Here is an 18,748-nt window from a genome sequence, read left to right on the forward strand (position 1 = left end):
AGCTTAAGCGTTATTTTGCGGTTTGTTTGTTTTTAGATGAAACGAATATCATTTTATCTATGGCATGATGAAAAACCAATTCAAGTAATTAAGAGTAGTTAAATGGCTGGTCGTATTCCGCGCGAATTTATCGATGACATGATCGCACGCACCGATATTGTCGAGTTGATAGATAGCCGTGTTCGCTTAAAAAAAGCCGGACGTAATTACCAAGCCTGTTGCCCCTTCCACAATGAAAAAAGTCCTTCGTTTACGGTAAGTCAAGATAAGCAGTTTTATCACTGTTTTGGTTGTGGCGCCCATGGCAATGTTATTTCATTTTTAATGGAACATGACCGCTTAGAATTTCCTGAAGCAGTTGAAGAACTAGCTCAATACCATAGTATCGAAGTCCCTCGGGAAGAAGGGGGTTCACCCGCTCCCTCTGCTCAGCAAAAACAACAAAGCCAAGACGATTATGAGTTGATGGAAAAGGCCGCCAAGTTTTTTGCTCAACAATTAAAAGTTCATGCTGACAAAGAAAAGCCTGTTGCTTACCTTAAAGGCCGTGGTTTAAGTGGTGATATTGTTAAAGCGTTTGGCATTGGCTATGCCCCACCTGAATGGGATAGCATACTGCGGACTTTTGGTTTAACACCCCATACCACCCAACAGTTGTTAGACTTAAAACTTATCACTGAAAACGACAATCGCCGCCGTTTTGATTTTTTCCGCGATCGCATTATGTTTCCTATTCGCGATAAACGTGGACGAGTAATTGGTTTTGGTGGGCGGGTGCTAGAAGACGGCGGACCGAAATATTTAAACTCACCTGAAACCCGAATTTTTCATAAAGGTCACGAGTTATATGGCTTTTATCAAGCCAAACAAGCCCATCGCAATTTAGTTAGAGTGATGATTGTTGAAGGTTACATGGATGTGGTTGCTCTAGCCCAATTTGGTATTGATTATGCAGTTGCATCTTTAGGTACAGCCACTACCGCAGAACATATTCAAATGTTATTTAGAGCAACATCAGAAGTTGTCTGTTGTTTTGATGGTGACCGAGCAGGGCGTGAAGCCGCTTGGCGAGCTCTTGAAAATGCACTACCTTATTTGAAAGATGGGGTGGAAATGAAGTTTCTGTTTTTACCCGATGGTGAAGACCCCGATACATTAGTGCGCCAAATTGGCAAAGAAGCCTTTGAAGATAAAATGCAACAAGAAGCGATGCCCTTATCTCGGTTCTTTTTTGACAATCTATTGCAACGTCATCATGTCAGTAGTGCTGAAGGTAAGGCAGCCTTAAAAGCGCAAGCCATGCCGCTCATCGAACAAATCGTGGGTGAAAACCAACGGGCTATACTGACTAATGACTTAAGTGCTCATATGGGCGACCAAAACCGTCACCGCTTAGAACGTGACATCGCTAAAGCGAATTCTCACGGCACAGTGAAAAAAGTTGACTTTTCAACTCCAAATAAAAGCAGTATGTCACCTATTCGTATGATGATAAGGTTACTTTTGGATAATCCTGCTATCGCTTCCGATTGTACCGATGCCGACCCGCGTTTACTGGCCTCGACGCAAATCGCTGGCATAGAATTGCTAAATGACGTTTTTACTTTTTGTGAAAGCCACCCGCAAGCTAACACCGCGAGTGTACTAGAACAATTTCGTCATCACCCACAAAGTCAACATTTGGCTAAGTTATTGAATACTGAATTTACTGAACAAAACCAATTAAAGGTATTCCAAGATAGCTTTAGTAAGTTATTAGAATGGCATTTACAGAGCAGAATGGACGAGTTGATGTCGATGGCAAGACTAAGAAAATTAACCAATGAAGAAAAACAAGAGCTCAACCTACTTGTAAAAGAACAAAAATAGCCCAACATCTAGCAGGTGAGAGGCGAAGTCTGCTATACTGGCTAATTCGCTAACGCCCTAGAGCAAATCAGCTAATTTACTGGTACCAAGTCAATTTTCACTATTGATTGTGGTGCATTTTTAACCAATTCAAAAAGTGTAAGGTATATGGTGCAAAGCAAGCAGTCGCAGATAAAACTCCTCATTGCTAAAGGTAAAGAGCAAGGCTATTTGACTTTTGCGGAGGTTAACGATCACCTTCCTCAAGACATAGTTGATTCAGACCAAATAGAAGACATAATACGCATGATCAATGACATGGGTATTAAGGTGTTCGAAAGTGCTCCTGATGCCGATGAGCTATTAATGCAAGAAAGTGATACGGACGAGGAAGTTGCAGAAGCAGCAGCCCAAGCCCTAGCCACTGTCGAAAGCGAGATTGGTCGAACAACTGACCCAGTGCGCATGTACATGCGTGAGATGGGTACAGTCGAGCTACTAACTCGTGAAGGCGAAATTGTCATCGCCAAACGAATAGAAGAAGGTATTAATCAGGTTCAGTGCTCAGTCGCTGAATACCCTGAAGCGATAACTTACCTACTCGACCAATGGGATCAATTTGAGGCAGAAGAAATTCGTCTTAGCGATATCATCATCGGCTTTGTTGACCCTAACGAGCAAGATATTGCACCTACCGCCACTCACATTGGCTCTGAATTATCTGAAAAAGAATTAGATGACGAAGACGATGACGATGACGACGACGATGAGGACGAGGAAGAAGAAGATACCGGTCCGGATCCCGAACTTGCCCGTGAAAAATTCACTGCTTTGCGCATTCAATACGAAAAAACTCGTGATGTAATTGCCAAAAAAGGGCGTTCACACAAAGATGCACGTGCGCAGATATTTGAACTCAGTGAAATATTCAAAGAATTCAGATTAACGCCCAAACAGTTTGATCGCATGGTTAAAAACATGCGCAGCATGATGGACCGTGTCCGTGTGCAGGAACGTATCGTGATGAAACACTGTGTTATTACTGCCAAAATGCCGAAAAAAGATTTTATTAAAGCGTTTTCAGGCAATGAAACCAGTACTAAATGGCTGTTCAAAATTCTAGATTCTGCACTACCTTACGCGGCAGAAATGCGCGTTCATCAGGAAGAATTAGAGCGCAGTATCAGTAAGATGAACCAAGTTGAAGATGAAACTGGTTTAATCATTGCTGATATCAAAGACATCAACAGACGTATGTCTATTGGTGAAGCCAAGGCGCGTCGTGCTAAAAAAGAAATGGTTGAAGCTAACTTACGTTTGGTTATTTCAATTGCGAAAAAGTATACCAACCGTGGTTTACAGTTCTTGGATTTAATTCAGGAAGGTAATATCGGTTTGATGAAAGCGGTTGATAAATTTGAATATCGTCGTGGTTATAAGTTTTCAACTTATGCTACATGGTGGATTCGCCAAGCTATCACCCGTTCGATTGCTGATCAAGCGCGCACTATTCGTATTCCTGTGCACATGATTGAAACAATCAACAAACTTAACCGCATCAGCCGCCAAATGTTACAAGAAATGGGCCGCGAACCGACACCAGAAGAATTATCAGAACGCATGATGATGCCAGAAGATAAAATTCGTAAAGTGTTGAAAATCGCCAAAGAGCCAATTTCTATGGAAACGCCAATTGGTGATGATGAAGATTCACACTTAGGCGACTTTATTGAAGATAGCACCATCATTCAACCACTTGATTCAGCAACAGGTGGTAGTTTGAAAGATGCGACGCAAGAAGTGCTTGCTGGTCTAACGGCTCGTGAAGCCAAAGTACTTAGAATGCGCTTTGGTATCGACATGAATACCGACCATACTTTGGAAGAAGTAGGCAAACAATTTGACGTAACACGTGAACGTATTCGTCAGATCGAAGCCAAGGCCTTACGTAAACTTCGTCACCCCAGCCGTTCAGAGCAGCTTAAAAGCTTCTTAGACGAATAGGTCAAAGTCGAAATAATAAACAAGCCTCGCAAATGCGGGGCTTTTTTTTGCTTTAAAACGACTTGCTTGATAAGGTAAAAATAAACTGAATCAGCATGAACTACTTAGACTACCTGATTGTTGCCTGTTATCTCATCGGCTTACTTGTGCTGGGCTTTGTTTTACGCAAGCAACAAAACAAAGATGATTACTTTTTGGCAGGCAGAGCCTTAGGTTGGAAACCCCTGACTTTATCTATCATGGCGACCCAATTGTCGGCGGTGAGCTTTATTTCAGCCCCAGCTTTTGTTGGCTTACGGGAAGGCGGAGGCCTAATTTGGCTATCTTATGAATTAGCCGTTCCGTTAGCCATGCTACTACTATTATGGCTAGTCTTACCTACCTTACATGGTAGCGGTGTAGTGAGCATTTATGACTTTCTTGAACGTCGCTTTGGTCGTTCTTCACGTTTATTGATCAGTTTAGTTTTTCAAATCAGCCGCTCGTTTGCCACTGCTATCATGATTTACGCCATTTCCATTATTCTACAAAGCACCATCGGCCTAGCTTTTTGGCAAAGCGTATTATGTATTGGCGCTATTACCCTTATCTATTCCTTACAAGGCGGTATGAAAGCGGTGGTCTATGGTGATGCCATTCAAATGGTCCTTATCATCTTAGGTGCTTTAGCATGCTTGGGTTTTGGCCTGTATCATATTGGCGGTTGGACGCAGTTTGTCGCCTTAGTTGAGCCAAGCAGATTACAAACGCTTAATATTGAAACGGCTGGTATGCATGGCTCAGACTTTGGCTTATTACCCATGTTATTTGGCGGCTTTATTCTGTATGCCTCTTATTACGGTTGTGACCAGTCCGAAGCACAACGTTCGTTGGCGGCCAAAAGCCCTCTTGAGCTGAAAAAAATGATCATGGCCGCGAGTTTTTTACGCTTCCCCATTACCTTGATTTACTGCTTTGCCGGATTGGTGATTGGCACCTTAGCCTTGAGCCAACCCGCGTTCTTAGCACAAATTCCTGATGCACATCCTGACTGGATGATGCCGGTTTTTATTATTAATTATCTGCCCAATGGCGTCATTGGTCTGCTATTAGTGGCCATATTAGCCGCCGCCATGTCCTCCTTAAGCTCTGCTATTAACAGCTTAGCGGCCGTTACGGTCGAAGACTATTGCCGTTATCAAAATAAAGTTTTAAATAATCAGCAGTACTTACTGTATGCCAAAATAACTGGCGCATTTTGGGGTTTACTTACCCTAACATTATCTTTTTACGCTGGTGATATAGCGCCAACTATTATTGAGGCCATTAACAAGGTAGGTTCAATATTTTATGGACCGGTGTTGGCGATGTTTCTACTGGCCATTACGTCCAAAAAACTCTGTTCGCGCCACGTGAATAGCGGCCTAGTCTTGGGTTTATTAAGCAATTTATTATTATGGTTATTGGTCAAAGACTTATTCTGGTTTTGGTGGAATGTCACAGGCTTTGTGGCCACCTTAGCAGTAAGTTTTGCTACATTCTATATTTGGCCAAAACAGGCGACAGAGCTTAAAGTACAACGTTATGCTACAGCGCTGACGAAAAGCAATGTGCTATCCATGCTACTTTGGTTTGTGCTTATCATTAGTAGCTGCATGGCGCTCCCCTATTTGGTCTAATTAGGGATTTATCTTATAGGGTTTTTAGGGCAGCACTCTTGTTAGCCGCGCAGCGTTTTGAGCAATATTTTACTTCTGCCCAGCTCCGCTCCCATTTTTTGCGCCAGGTAAATGGTCTTTGACAGACACAACAAATTTTAGTGGGTAATTCAGATTTTTTCATTGTTACTACTTTATGCCAAACCGCTTGAATATACGAAAGAGTCAACAAACAGATCTTAATTAATCCACCATTAATAGTTAATTTAGATTAGACTCCGCCGCTTTGTTTTATCCTAAGGATCAATGGTATGTATGCAGGCCTCGATTTTGGCACCTCTAATTGTTTAATTGGCGTAATGCACAATGAGCAGCCTACACTTATTCCCTTAGAAGATGGCAAACCTCGCTTGCCCTCTTGTCTTTATATAGACAAAGATTGTTTCGCCCCTGCCCAGATTAGCTCAGATCAAATAAGCACAGCCATTAAGCAAATTAAAAATCGGGCAAGTGCTACCAAGCAGCATCTTTCGGATGACGCTTTAATCAATATGGCACGTCAGAATATTAGAACCCAACATAGATTGAATGCTCCGGTTAGCCGCCGAGCAGAAAGTATTGTTGATGCACTAAATGCCAACAGTGATGTTATTTTTGGTGAAGCCGCTGCACATATGCATATTAACGAGCCTGATAATGGATTCTATATCAAGTCACCTAAATCCTTTTTAGGTGCTGATATCAATAGCGCCCAGCGTATGGTTTTTACCCGTATTGTGGAAAAGATGTTGGCCTTTATCAAACAAGAAAGCGAGGCGCTTAAACAACAAGACTTAGCGCAATTGGTTATTGGTAGACCGGTTAATTTTCATGGTTTATTAGGTAAAGATGGTAACCAACAGGCCTTGAGTATAATTGATACCGCAGCTAAAAATATCGGTCTAAAACATGTTGAGTTTTTAATGGAACCGGTGGCTGCCGCCTATGATTATGAGCGGCAACTTGAGCAAGACCGGCTAGTGCTGATCCTCGATTTAGGTGGAGGTACAACGGATTGCTCCATGATAAAAATTGGCCCCAGTTATCGAAAATTAATGGACCGTGAGCACTGTATATTGAGTCATACCGGTCAACGCATTGGTGGCATTGATCTGGACAATAAACTCGCCCTGATGGCCATAATGCCACACTTCGGTAAAAACGTGATTTTAAATAACGGCTTACCTGTGCCCAATCATCTGTTCAAACAAGCGGTAACCTTGAACGATGTGAGTGCACAGCAAGATTTTTATGCCCGTCGAACGAGCCAAGAAATAGAACGCTACCTAAGCATGACTACAGACTCACGATTACAACGATTAAAACGATTGCGTGATGGGAAATATGGTTTAAGAGTTAGCCGCAGCGCAGAACAAGCCAAGATATTATTGTCGGAACAGCCAGCAATTGAATTAGACTTTGACTACATTGAAACTGACTTAAGCATTGCTATCTGCCGCCAACAACTCAGCGATGCCATCGCCGATGAACTGCGAAAATTTGAAGTTTTAATGACTGATGCGATTAAGCAGGCAGGCATTCAGCCCGATGTAATATACGTCACTGGTGGTACAGCGCTATCGCCAATAGTGCAGCAGTGGATAAAGTCTAGTTTTCCGAATATTGACATTGTCATTGGTGATCACTTTGGCAGTGTCACCTCTGGTTTAGTCACCCAAGCTCAACGATTATTTGGCAATTAGCAAGGTATAACTCTCGATACCAGCGGTTTGTAGCATACCTCCAAAAATATACAGCTGTTACTCAGTAGACAGTTGTCCCGAGTGGAATGTACGGCAACTAAAAATTACTTTATTCGAATCGTAAATGTGCTTGCAAATACGCCATAAGTTTAATAGTTTAATCAATCGCTTAAGTCAATTTAATGTGAATCCAAACAATGCAAAAACACCATCTATTAGCCTTAGCAATAGGGCTAGCCCTTAGCGCTTGCTCACCATCAAATGAAACTACAATAAAAAGTGCAGCAACATCGGAGGTCGAAGTTAATTACCAAGCCACTGGCATTATTGCTAAATCATTACCTGAAATAGCCCAGGCCCTTGATAGTGGCGAAATCAGTTCTGAAGAACTAGTAACACTTTATCTGAAGCGAATTAATACAATTGATAAACAGGGTCCGCATTTACAGGCAGTGTTAAGCCTTAATCCTGATGCGCTGGAGCAAGCCAAAGCGTTAGACGCAATGCGCGCTGATGGATTAGTAAAAGGCCCTTTACATGGCGTCCCTATTTTGCTGAAAGACAACATAGAGTCTTCAGATAATATGCCGACGACTGCGGGAGCGTTAGCTCTTAAAAACAACATTACGCATCGAGATAGCCCTTTAGTTGCAGGCTTGCGAGCTCAAGGTGCCATTATCTTAGGCAAAACAAACCTCAGTCAGTGGGCGAATTTTCGTTCAGAAGATTCAATGAGTGGTTGGTCGGCATTGGGTGGCCAAGTGAGAAACCCGCACATGTTAGATCGTAACCCCTGTGGTTCAAGTTCGGGGTCAGGAGCCGCGGCTGCGGCATCATTAGCAGCCGGTACGGTGGGCACAGAAACCAATGGTTCTATTACATGCCCGTCGAATGCCAATGGTATTGTGGGTTTCAAGCCAACCGTAGGTATCGTGCCGCAAGCGTATATTATTCCAATCTCGGCCTCACAGGACACGGCTGGGCCAATGACAAAAACAGTCAAAGGTGCCGCAATGATGATGAATGCCATGGCTACTACTACGCCTGATACAGACTACACCGCGGGGCTAAGTAAAGACGCACTTAAGGGTATTCGTATTGGCGTTCTTAATTTTGCCACGGGAAGCTCAAGTCAAATTAAGCAGCATTTCGACACAGCCCGACTCGATTTGGAAGCGGCCGGTGCCATTTTAGTCAACATCGATGAACGCCCCAAAGCGCCCGAAGGTTTAGGTAAGATGGGCTATGACATATTAAAATATGAGTTCAAAGAAGGCTTAAATGCGTATCTTGGCTCAACCTCAGCAGAACAAGTCAAAACTCGCACATTGCAAGAGCTAATAGACTTCAATCAAACCAACGCTGATGTCGAATTGGCTTTGTTTGATCAAAGTATTTTAGTTGCTTCACAGGCAATGGAGTCCCTCGAAAGTGAGGCCTACCAGACAGCGGTATCAACAGTACAACAAGCAACGCGCCAAGATGGTATTGATAAACTGTTACAAGAATATGATGTGAGTGTATTGATTGCGCCAACAGGTCCCGTTGTACCCAGAGTAGATCCTATCAATGGCGACATCTGGCCGCAAAGTTGGCCTGGTTATGGCTCCTATGCTGCACAAGCAGGTTATCCCCACGCGACGGTACCTATGGGTGAAATCCGTTCACTATCGGTCAACCTGTCTTTTATCGGTACTAAAAACGCTGATGCTAATATTCTGGCTTATGCCTACGCATATGAACAGCAATCCCAACGCAGAATAGAACCACAGTATTTAACGAATGCTGAAGATATTCCGGCCATTGGCGCGGCAATGAAAGCCAAGAGCAACTTGCAGTAAAACTTGCCCTTTATCTAATAAAGTAAACCGCTAAAAAGCGGTTTACTTTTGCTTAATAATAGAGAGTAAACACCCGCAAAGTTAAACCTAATGATGTAATTTCAAGCCCATTTCACTTAATCTATTTAAACTATTAACGTATAAGTTCAGCAAACCACTTAGCTTGAAGTTGGTCATATAGGCCACTTTGCTTAAGCGTGGCGATGGCCTGGCGAATTTCGCGCAAACTTTCAGGATTGCTATTTTTATTAGCAGCAATACCCATTTCAGTCTGTCCCGTAACAAACACTTGAGTGAAATGGTCCGGAGCAAATCCCAACATCCGAGCGGCATTAAAAAAACCAACATCATTGTTATAATTTAGCTCAACCCTACCTAAATTGAGCATTTTAATACACTGCTCTTGGTGCTCTACAATATAGGCACCTTGAGTATGGTCGGGAAAAATATTTAGGGTTTTTATCGACACATCCGCTCGAGGCAAGGCTATAGAGTATTGATGAACATCGTCTAAGGCCTTAACACTGATATCATTCCTAGATTTAAGTGCAAACACCCCTTCATTGACCCAGTAAATGGTTTCGACCCATGTATATAACTGCTCTCTTTCTGTTGTTCTTGCCATAGTAAATAGCAAACTATTGGCCTGCTCAGCGACAAGTGCCTGCGCCCTTATCCACGGCACTGGTATATATTCCACCTCAAGTTGAGTCAATTTAACTATTTCTTTAAATAGCTCTACAGAAAAACCGCTGTGATCCCCCTTGTCACTCAAGACTTGAAAAGGGGGGTAATCCGCTATATAAACCTTTAATTCAGCGCTTTGAGCAGAGTATGCAAACACCCAAAGTATAAGGGGCATGCCCCGCAGTAAGATTTTCCTTTTTAAAGTAAACACCGGCTGCAAAAAGGATATAAAAGTCAACATTACCAAAACATCACTCCAAGCTTGGTATTTGTCCTATTCGAACAATCATTTCAGTGATAATTTGCAAATCGAGTAAAAACTGCTCAACCCGTTTAAATTCGTTGGCATTATGACCTGAGTATTTTTCATCTGGCATGGCTAAGCCAAACTGAACGCCATTGGGCAAATTATGTACTGATGTGCCGCCGTTAGATGAGCCGAATTCCCGGGGCATAGATAAGTTTTCTGTGGCCACATCTAACAAGGCATTAACCCACTGCCCTTCAGGATTACGATACATAGGTTCACGCACAGCAATCTTAAAATCAACATTCACACCACTGGCTGTCTGCCAGATAGCTAACTTTTGCGAAATATCATGTTTTAAATTGTCCACATCGCGCCCTACTGGAATACGTAAATTAACCCCTACTTGTAAAATGGCATCGTCAATTTGAATAAAAGTGACTGAGTTAGTCAGTGGTCCCATAAAATCATGAGAAAAATCAATACCAAGGTGTTTACCAAGAAAGCCCAGCCCCCAATTCGTAGCAATGTACTCAGCGGCATCGGTGATATGATTGAACTTAAAAAGAGGGTCTTGCTGCTGCACATAATCAATAAACGCAAACATACGGGACACGGGGTTAACACCAGAATCCGGTTCAGACGAGTGAGCAGAAATGCCCTTAACAGTCAGTTCAAGTCCAAATGCTGTGGCCTTAGCATTAATTGAAAAATTATCACCATTGGCAGTAACAAACTTACTACCCCATTGATTTAAAGTGCTCACCAGTGCTGCTGCATCTGGGCTAGTAATTGTGGCCACACTGGCTGAAGGAATTTGATTGATGGCTAAACCACCGGTGATGCCAACTATTTCAGCCTTAGCAGATTCATTAGCCTGCCCAACGCGCACTGGAAAGGTAGACATTACCCCACCAGAACCTTTTTCGGCGATCACCACTGGATAACCGCCATCCAATGCCAAGTTATAATTAGGCGTAGGGTTACGGGCAAAATAATAGGGTATCGCTTCAGAAGAGGTTTCTTCGGTGGTATCAATCAATAAATTAAAATTGCGTAACAAAGGAATGTTTTCTTCTTGGATCACTTTCATGGCATACAAAGACACCACTATGCCATTTTTGTCATCTTCAGTACCGCGCCCATACATGCGATCGCCAATCAAGGTGAGTTTAAAAGGGTCGAGTTTAGTGCCATCTTCTAATATCCATAATGACGGGGTGACAGGCACCACATCAGCATGAGCATGAATTCCAACCACTTCTTCTGAACTACCTTTAATCGAGACTTCAAAAATACGATTGTCAATATTACGAAAGGCTAAGTTGAAGTCTTGTGCAATCTTGGCCAACGCAGCAGCCATTTTATGAAATTGAGGATTATCATGCTGCTCTAAACCATCAACTCTAAAGGTAGGAATAGCAACCAACTGCGCCAACATATGCATGGCATCTTGGCCGTATTTCAAACGTGTATACAAACCTAACAAACGCTGTAATTGATGCAATTCAGCGTCTTGCAGAGTTTCTTTGGCCTGATACTTTTTGATGGCAGCGCTCAAAGCCTCTTGTTGGCTAATAATTGTTGATGACAATAATTGAGTCAAAAAGTCCTCAAACTTTTCTGTAGCTTGCACATTTGCGCTTTCGATGATTTGAGCCGACAGTTCAGCCGACAACTTAGTCGCAGGCACTGTGGCAGCAAAAACCGGGGTAATCAAACCCATTACCAAGACAACTTTTAGCAAAATATTCACAAGCTTATTTTTCCTTTACTATTTAAAAACACTCAGCGGCCTATTGTATCGTGACTTGCGGCTAATCCAAAACCCATCGCACTAAAACTTAATATTGCGGTAGTCAACAGATGAGTTGTCGTAGCTAGAAAATTCAGATCTTAGATATGAGCAAAAATATTTACCGTAGAGGAGACCGAGCGCACCAAGAAAATGAACAGGATATCTGTTAACAAAAACTTATTTTCTCTTGTAGGTATATTAACTATTTTTTTTACTTTCCTCTGTGCAACAAAACGCTATGCGTCTTCTAATGCTCAATCGCTTTTTCTTGTGTTGCTTATTTTGACCTAGCAATAAAAAACCTCTAATAGGGGCTATTAGAGGTTATTGGTTTTGATTGAATACGTTTACTTAGAAGCGTATTGTCATATTTTCAATCATTTAATGATTAACCGTTGCTGACATCTTCAAAGTCAGCATCAATCACATCGTCGTTAGCGCTCTTTTTAGCAGTATCAGCTTGATGCTGGCCCGCTGCTGATTGCCCTTGTTGCTGTGATTGCGCAGCTTGCATAATGTTAGTGTAAGCCTCTTGCAAGGCCTTTTGGCGCATTTCAATCGCGGCTTTGTCGTCACCATTAACGGCCATTTTTAATTGTTCGATTAAAGTACTAAGCTGGGTTTGCTGCTCCTCAGCCAAACTCGTCATCGAGCTTTGCACCGTATGGATTAATTGGTCTGCTTGGTTACGTTGCTCAACTAACTCACGTTTAAGCTTGTCTTCACCCGCATGTTTTTCAGCATCCTTGACCAAACGATTAATTTCATCTTCGCTCAAACCACTGGCGGCGGTAATTTTAATACTTTGCTCCTTGCCGCTTGATTTGTCTTTGGCTGATACATTAAGTATTCCATTGGCATCAATATCAAAGGTAACTTCAACTTGTACCGAACCTCGTGGCCCTTGCTTAATATCCGTTAAGTTAAATTGACCCAAGGATTTATTATCTGTCGCCATTTCTCGCTGGCCCTGCAATACGTGCACGGTTACCGCTGCTTGATTATCTTCAGCCGTTGAGAACACTTCAGACGCTCGTGTTGGTATAGTGGTATTTTTCTTAATCAGCTTAGTCATCACACCACCTAAGGTTTCAATACCCAGTGATAATGGCGTGACATCCAGCAGTAATACATCATCAACCGTACCAGACAACACACCTGATTGAATGGCAGCGCCCAAGGCAACAGCTTCATCTGGGTTGACATCTTTACGTGGCTCTTTGGCAAAGAAGGTCTTTACTGCTTCTTGAACTTTTGGCATCCGTGTTTGACCACCGACCAAAATAACCTCGTCAATATCACTTTTACTTAAGCCAGCATCTTTAAGTGCTTGCTCACAAGGAGCGATGGTACTTGTGATTAAAGCCTCAACTAATGACTCTAATTTCGCTCGAGTCACTTTAACATTTAAGTGTTTAGGACCACTGGCATCAGCCGTAACATAAGGTAAATTCACCTCAGTTTGCATTGCAGATGACAATTCAATTTTAGCTTTTTCAGCCGCTTCTTTAATACGCTGCAAGGCTAATGAGTCATTTTTAATATCAATGCCACTGTCTTTTTTGAATTCATCAACGAGGTAGTTGATTAAGCGTAAATCAAAATCTTCACCGCCTAGAAAGGTATCGCCGTTGGTGGCTAATACTTCAAATTGTTTTTCACCATCTACATTGGATATTTCGATAATAGAAATATCAAATGTACCGCCACCTAAGTCATACACCACCACTTTTTGGTCAGCTTTATTATTTTTATCAACCCCGTAAGCTAATGCTGCAGCGGTGGGTTCATTAATAATACGCATCACATTAAGGCCTGCAATTTTACCTGCATCTTTAGTTGCTTGGCGCTGTGAATCATTAAAATAAGCCGGCACGGTAATAACCGCGTCGGTTACAGTTTCACCTAAATAATCTTCCGCATCTTTTTTCAATTTACGTAGAATTTGGGCTGACACTTCTTGTGGCGACAGTGTTTTACCATTGATTTCAACCCATGCATCACCGTTATCTGCTTTAACAATTTTATAGGGTGCTAAAGTAATGTCTTTTTGCACTTCTTTATCGTCAAATTTACGCCCAATTAAGCGCTTAATAGCAAATAATGTATTTTTGGAGTTAGTAATGGCTTGCCTTTTTGCTGATTGCCCCGCTAGGGTTTCGTTGTTTGCATAGGCCACAATCGAAGGCGTTGTGCGGCTACCCTCAGCATTTTCTATAATTTTTGCTTTGCCGCCTTCCATCACCGCGACACATGAATTTGTTGTACCTAAATCAATACCAATAATCTTCGTCATAATAGTCACCTGTAGTTAAAAATAAACTTATAAAAAGGTCTGATGCTTGTGGGTGTGCCCGGTATGGCGATACCCGGTACGGATGTGCCCAACAAGCAGTTTGACCACTCAAACAACCTTGGCTTAGCCTTGGATGCTTTGTTAGTGGCGCTATAATAAGAGGCTTCAGATATTGCTGCTGTCACAAATATGACAGTCAGCATTAATTAGTTTTTACCTATAGAAATAAAAAAATCACACAACAAGGAGTGAATCTTAGGTGATTGAAAATCCACATTAGTTTTTGCTATGTAGTGACAACTAGGTAGAATAAAAACCCTCATTACACCACTATTTAAATCCATTTATTTATGCCTCAAGAAGTATCTCAATCGCCGCAAAAAGCCAGTCCGGCATTGGTTAAACAAGCCACTCTATTTACCGATTTGCCGGCCAAATTAATTGAAGACTTTCAACAAGAATTTCAGCTTAATGAATGGCACAAAGACGATTACATTAACTCAGACATATTAACAAAACGTTTTTTTGTAGTGATTGAAGGGCAAGTAGAAATAAAACAAGGTAACGCTGAAACGGGTCGGGAAGCGACCTTAGATATGCTGTATGCTGGCGATTGTTTTGATTTAATGGTGCTACTGGACGATCAACCCCATAAGGTCATTATTTCTCCCTTAACCACAGTAAAACTCCTTTCAGTCAAACTTGACACAATGCGCCAGTGGCTATGGAGCTACCCAGAATTCAATCAACAATTCATGCCTTATTTAGCCAAAAAGATGCGTGAAAAAGAACAGCAAGCAAGTAGCTTAGTACTGCACGATGTCACCACCCGTTTAAGCCGTATTATTTTAGAGCATATTAATAAAATTAAGTTTTATAACGGCACAAGAGAAGCAGAACATCAGCATCATTTAGTCAATGGCTTAAACGATGAAACCTTAGCGCGAATGACAGGCTCAGTAAGGCAAGTAATTAACAAACAATTACAGTTATGGAAAAAAGCAGGCACCATTGACAAAAAACGTAATCAACTGATTATCAAAGATTTAGAAGCCTTAGAAAAAGCAGCAAAATACACTCAAGATTTACCTAATATGCCTTTGTCGAATGCCTCAACGCAGCATAAAATTTAATTATTTAATAAACCAACTTACACGGTGACAAAATTTACAGACATTTGAATTAATGGCTTCAAAAAAGCCATCCATTTTATTGTTCCCAGCCCAATTCATCCTCTCAATTATTATCGTTCAAGCTCACCTCTCGATTGTAAAGAACAGTAAAGATAAGTGCGAAGCCGAGTAAAGCATGTATTAATGCTAAAAAAGGAGTGACAAGTGAACCTTAACTTTCGAATCTTATTAGCGTTTTTAATTGTTAGTTTACGTTTTTTATCAGGCTGTGGCGGCGCAGGTAACTCTGACGTTAGCAATGCAAATAGCAACAATAGTGCGCCCATCGCAGAGGCTGGCGACGACCAAAATGTCATAACGGGTAGTATTGTCTCTCTCAATGGCAACAATAGCTCAGATCCCGATAACGACTTACTGACTTTCAGCTGGACGATAACGAGTATGCCTGCTCAGAGCAATGCAACATTAAGTAAGCCCAGTACTGCGATTCCGAGTTTTACTGCCGATGTTGATGGTAGTTATCAAGTTTCATTGCGTGTAAACGATGGCACTGTTAGTAGCTCTGATACGCTGACAATCAATGCCGCAAGCGCGAATAATAATGATGGAGGTAGTAGTAATTTTGACTTTAGCATAAGTGCTCACCCCAGCAATGTACTGATGGTTAAGGCACATGTTACGACCAGTGAATTATCTGAGGTAACCATTCAGTTTGAGTCTGCAAACACAACCACCCGCGAAACCTCAAAGTCTTCTGCATCGCTTGCCCATGATTTAACAGTGTTTGGCTTAAGGCCAGAAACCGACTACCGATTCACCGCTAAGATAACAACACAATCCGGCGATGTAACAAACAGTGATACAAAAACATACACCACGCCCAGTCTTCCATTTAACTTACCTGACATGCAACTGAAAACTAGCAGTGATAAAAGCTCAGCAGGCCTGACCTTTTTTTCGGTGGCTGACACAGATGCGCGTTTTATTGGCGTAGATGAAGCCGGTATTCCGGTTTGGTATCTACATAATAGCGATGTGCCGATGCTAAGCAGCTCACCTGCCATCAAATACCTTGGTGATGGCCAATTAATGTTGATGCTGAGACGTCAAGTTTGGGTGATCGACATAGAAGGTAATATCTTATCCTCTTACCAACTGCCTACCTACCATCACGATGCCAGCATTTTAGCTAATGGCAATATCGCGATATTGGTCGACGAGTTTGAGGTGTTTAACGGCAACGGATTAAAAGGCGATCGTATCCAGGAATATAGCCCTGCCGGCAATTTAGTGTGGGAGTGGTCGAGCTTTGAACACCTCGATACCGACCGTTTTCCTGGTGAGTTGTCTACTCGTAATGGCACGGATGGCGCTTTGGAGTGGAGCCACTCTAATGCAATATACCAGCAACAAGATGATGGTTCTTTATTGTTATCCGTTCGCTCTCAAAGTTGGGTAGTCAATATCGACCACGATAGTGGCAACATTAATTGGATACTTGGCAGTGCTGAAGGCACTCAAAAAGAGTCACTGCTGGATAAGTTTATCACCTTAGAGACAGGTAGTTGGATGTCAGCACAACACGCACCGATGAAAACTGTCAGTGGTGATTATCTGATTTACGATAACCGTAATGAGGCAGAATTAGCGGGCGGGCTGAATAACAGCCGTGCCGTCAAGTATCATGTCAATACTGAAACCATGACCGCGACGCAAGTTTGGGAGCATATTGTTGATAAATATACAAAATCTCTAGGAGATGTGGATGAGTTACCCAATGGTAATATCTTAATCACTGCTGGAGGGCCAGGTAGCAATGATGATGCTTATTTAGTTGAAGTAACAGCGACTGAACCGTCACAAGTGGTATGGGAGTTACAGATTAACAATGCCAGTGTTTACCGTGCAGAACGAATTGCTTGGGATAGCTTATTATCCGTAAATAATGAAATATCAACACCGTTTACCCTATCAGGTAAGATTACAGGATTACACGCTGATGGGCTGGCTCTTATCAGTAGCGCTGAGACTTTATCAATTCCAGCAGGCGCAACAACCTTTGAATTCACTCAAACGGTGGCAGAAGGAACTCAATATCTTATCCAATTAGCGGCTGAACCAACTAATCATACCTGTAATGTCGGTAATGGTTCAGGGGTAATCAGTGGCAATATTGATGATATTGCCGTTTTATGTATTGATCACAAAGTTAATGCCGACTTGACTCATTTACCTATTGGCGACCCCCTCATTCTGCAGCGAGCAAATGGTGATAATGCTCCTGCAGTCGGTAAACTCTGGCTTTGTCGCCTGCCTGAAGATGGCGCAGGTGCGCCGCCCTCCGATGACTGGACCAATGCTGATGGTTCTTGGAACTACATCACAAAGCCACAAGTTACAGGTGAAAACTATTTCAGCAGTGAGTTTAATATGACGCTGAATGACCAAGGAAAACGCGTCATAACGGGTAATAACTTGCCAACGACACCTACCGGTACCTTCCCCATAGAGCGAAACACTCTAGCCTATGAATATGATAGAAACCCTAATTCCATCAGTTCACACAATGTGCAAATAAGCTTTGACGCTATCCCAAGCGTTAATGCCCAACCAAGCTGTGTTGGATTTGCTGCCACCGGGATATCACTCACTGGCTCTGCAATCTACCAAGGCTCTTCAACCCTAGGAACCGATGCCTCAGCTTATGAAATGCTGGATAGCAGTGGTGGCCATACTGACGGAACTGAAACCTACCATTATCATTATGTTGCTGAAAATGTATTAGCAGAGCTAGATCCAAATAATGGAGGGCACTCTAAGTTAATGGGATATATTCAGGATGGATTTGGTATTTTTGGCCCCAGAGGCGAAGATGGCAGAGTTTTGGCATCAGCGGATCTAGATGAATGCCATGGCCATACCCATGAAATAGAGTGGGATAATCAAACCCGAAACATGTACCACTACCACTGGACATACGACTTTCCATATAACGTGGGCTGTTTGAGGGGCACGCCTCAAGACTTGGGAATTAATGCTAACTAAGCTCAACAGGGTTTATCCAGCAAAGGCTAAACCCTAAAATAAGACTGACATCTAGACAACCAATCTTAATATTGAGACAACTGATATTAAGACAGCCATTGTAAAAAACGTTGAGACAGCTCGTATATAGACCGCCATTTAAAAAAACGCATCGTATTTTTACTCTCAAATTTTCCAAAAATAAAAAAGATTTGCCTGAATAGCCGGTTTTCCTATTAGGAAAGACTGATTTGGTTTGAGAAATCGCAGGTAAGGCTAGATTTCGGGCTTTTGGGTAAACATCGCGCAGCCTTGTTGAACAACTGGGTGTTGTTACGTATTTTTTATAGGAGGTTATTCAGCTTAGGCGCGTTTTAATAAGGCCTTAGCCTGACTCATGCCTCGTATGCGTTGATGGTGAGTATTATTTTTGTATTGTTGCAGCATCTGCTCGCTACCCACTGCCCTGCTGAAGTGTTGCTCAAACTCTG

General features: G+C 42.2%; 11 protein-coding genes and 1 pseudogene. 7 read left to right on the forward strand and 5 right to left on the reverse strand.

Annotation, left to right across the window (positions count from 1 at the left end):
• The first annotated feature begins 102 nt into the window (after positions 1 to 102).
• From dnaG to ABKW31_RS13860, 3 genes are all read left to right on the forward strand, one after another.
• A complete protein-coding gene (dnaG, locus tag ABKW31_RS13850; RefSeq protein ID WP_348617139.1) occupies positions 103 to 1,869 on the forward strand; it encodes a DNA primase in 1,767 nt (588 codons plus the stop codon).
• Positions 1,870 to 1,971: 102 nt separating this feature from the next.
• Positions 1,972 to 3,852 (forward strand): RNA polymerase sigma factor RpoD, encoded by a 1,881-nt coding sequence (rpoD, locus tag ABKW31_RS13855; RefSeq protein ID WP_348617151.1) that lies wholly within the window; start codon positions 1,972 to 1,974, stop codon positions 3,850 to 3,852.
• Between the two features lie 95 nt (positions 3,853 to 3,947).
• Positions 3,948 to 5,510, forward strand: coding sequence for a sodium/solute symporter (locus tag ABKW31_RS13860; RefSeq protein WP_348617140.1), 1,563 nt, complete (start codon positions 3,948 to 3,950; stop codon positions 5,508 to 5,510).
• Between the two features lie 13 nt (positions 5,511 to 5,523).
• On the opposite strand, the gene ABKW31_RS13865 is transcribed toward ABKW31_RS13860, so the two are convergent.
• The gene (locus ABKW31_RS13865) at positions 5,524 to 5,673 is read right to left on the reverse strand and encodes a DUF2256 domain-containing protein (protein ID WP_348617141.1); all 150 of its coding nucleotides are present in this window, start codon (positions 5,671 to 5,673) and stop codon (positions 5,524 to 5,526) included.
• Between the two features lie 127 nt (positions 5,674 to 5,800).
• Between ABKW31_RS13865 and yegD the strand changes: the two genes are divergently transcribed.
• The gene (gene yegD / locus ABKW31_RS13870) at positions 5,801 to 7,231 is read left to right on the forward strand and encodes a molecular chaperone (RefSeq protein ID WP_348617142.1); all 1,431 of its coding nucleotides are present in this window, start codon (positions 5,801 to 5,803) and stop codon (positions 7,229 to 7,231) included.
• 197 nt (positions 7,232 to 7,428) lie between these two features.
• The gene (locus tag ABKW31_RS13875; RefSeq protein WP_348617143.1) at positions 7,429 to 9,072 is read left to right on the forward strand and encodes an amidase; all 1,644 of its coding nucleotides are present in this window, start codon (positions 7,429 to 7,431) and stop codon (positions 9,070 to 9,072) included.
• A 133-nt stretch (positions 9,073 to 9,205) separates the two neighbouring features.
• Here ABKW31_RS13875 and ABKW31_RS13880 read toward each other — a convergent pair whose 3' ends face one another.
• The 3 genes from ABKW31_RS13880 to dnaK form a co-directional block, all read right to left on the reverse strand.
• On the reverse strand, positions 9,206 to 10,000 hold the full coding sequence (locus tag ABKW31_RS13880; protein ID WP_348617144.1) for a transporter substrate-binding domain-containing protein: 795 nt from the start codon (positions 9,998 to 10,000) through the stop codon (positions 9,206 to 9,208).
• Between the two features lie 10 nt (positions 10,001 to 10,010).
• Positions 10,011 to 11,762, reverse strand: coding sequence for a dipeptidase (locus tag ABKW31_RS13885; protein ID WP_348617145.1), 1,752 nt, complete (start codon positions 11,760 to 11,762; stop codon positions 10,011 to 10,013).
• Positions 11,763 to 12,192: 430 nt separating this feature from the next.
• Positions 12,193 to 14,100, reverse strand: coding sequence for a molecular chaperone DnaK (gene dnaK / locus ABKW31_RS13890; protein ID WP_348617146.1), 1,908 nt, complete (start codon positions 14,098 to 14,100; stop codon positions 12,193 to 12,195).
• A 350-nt stretch (positions 14,101 to 14,450) separates the two neighbouring features.
• Between dnaK and ABKW31_RS13895 the strand changes: the two genes are divergently transcribed.
• Together ABKW31_RS13895 and ABKW31_RS13900 are read left to right on the forward strand one after the other, a co-directional pair.
• Positions 14,451 to 15,233 (forward strand): Crp/Fnr family transcriptional regulator, encoded by a 783-nt coding sequence (locus tag ABKW31_RS13895; RefSeq protein WP_348617147.1) that lies wholly within the window; start codon positions 14,451 to 14,453, stop codon positions 15,231 to 15,233.
• A gap of 204 nt (positions 15,234 to 15,437) precedes the next feature.
• Positions 15,438 to 18,278 carry an aryl-sulfate sulfotransferase gene (locus ABKW31_RS13900; RefSeq protein ID WP_348617148.1) on the forward strand — a complete coding sequence of 947 codons (2,841 nt, stop codon included), beginning with the start codon at positions 15,438 to 15,440 and terminating at the stop codon, positions 18,276 to 18,278.
• 342 nt (positions 18,279 to 18,620) lie between these two features.
• On the opposite strand, the pseudogene ABKW31_RS13905 reads toward ABKW31_RS13900, so the two are convergent.
• Positions 18,621 to 18,748, reverse strand: a pseudogene (locus ABKW31_RS13905) (transposase); the annotation flags it as partial.

This window comes from Paraglaciecola sp. 25GB23A (assembly GCF_040012495.1).
In the GTDB taxonomy this organism is placed as follows: Bacteria; Pseudomonadota; Gammaproteobacteria; order Enterobacterales; family Alteromonadaceae; genus Paraglaciecola.